Below are 573 nucleotides of genomic sequence, written 5' to 3' on the forward strand. Positions count from 1 at the left end.
GTCCCTTCCACCGAAATCGACGCCCTGCTCGGCATCAAAGAAGGCCGCACTGAAAAACTCAGCGGCTTGGCGCAACGCTACTTTCTGGCAGAAGGCGAATCTGCTGATGCCATGCAGCTTCAAGCCGCGCAAAGCGCAATGGCGGCGGCAGGCATTACGATTGACGATGTGGACTGCGTTATCAACGCTTCGGGTATCGACCGTCAATGCATTCCTTTCAACGCCGCGCATACCTTGCGCCTGCTGAATCCCGCCCGCCCGATTGCCGCATTCGACGTTAACATGACCTGTTTGTCGTTCTTACGCAGCTTGGATTTGGCGGATTCGCTGTTATACAAATATCCCACCATTTTATTGATCAGCTGCGATGTCGCCTCTGTCGGCTTGGACTGGAACGATTTTCACAGTTCGACCATTTTCGGCGACGGCGCGGCGGCGGCAGTCATCAGGTCGTCTGAACGCGGCGGCGTGTTGGCAAGCAAATTCGAGGTACATCCCGAAGGCTACGAATTTTGCACCATTCCTGCGGGCGGCTATGAAAACCATCCATCCAAACATCCCGAAAGCTATGTC

The 573-nt window shown here is 55.0% G+C and carries 1 pseudogene; it reads left to right on the forward strand.

Annotation, left to right across the window (positions count from 1 at the left end):
* Nucleotides 1-573, forward strand: a pseudogene (locus ACTHUR_RS16490) (3-oxoacyl-[acyl-carrier-protein] synthase III C-terminal domain-containing protein); the annotation flags it as partial.

It is taken from the genome of Neisseria sp. P0021.S007, from assembly GCF_051956855.1.